The following is a 464-nucleotide window of genomic DNA, read 5'->3' on the forward strand; positions in this document are numbered from 1 at the left end:
GTTTTTAACGAGAATTTACAAGTGAACTTGAAGAAGTTGGATAATAAATTAACAGGATATGGTTTTGAATATCCGATTGATATTGTATACAAAAATGATCTTGGACAAAAATTCACCAGCAAGTTTGAATTTCACGTACCAAAATCTTTAGTGGATTCTTATTTGACATATCCAGTAAGTAACAATCGTTACAAAATCAGTTTTGATGAAACTAGCCACAATGAGAGTAAAAATCAATCGGTGCTAACAACAACTAAGCGATTTGAACTACCAAAAGTAAATATCGAAAAAAGAACTGGTCATCTTTTCTCTAGTTCCCAGGTTGCTGGCAGAGATAGCCGAATAAAATATGACATTATCGATGGGGGACGAAAATTTTACACTCCGATTTGGGGGGATCTTGGAACCTATCAAGTAGAAGCGAAAAACGTTGATCCTTTAGGTGTTCATAAAATTAACGTGTC

General features: G+C 34.3%; 1 protein-coding gene. It reads left to right on the plus strand.

The window, feature by feature from the left end; genetic code table 11:
- Nucleotides 1-21: 21 nt before the first annotated feature.
- On the plus strand, nucleotides 22-464 hold a 443-nt coding region (locus tag AC2JF9_RS08985; RefSeq protein ID WP_500727074.1), incomplete at its 3' end, for a hypothetical protein.

The organism is Lactobacillus sp. C449L (assembly GCF_059900815.1).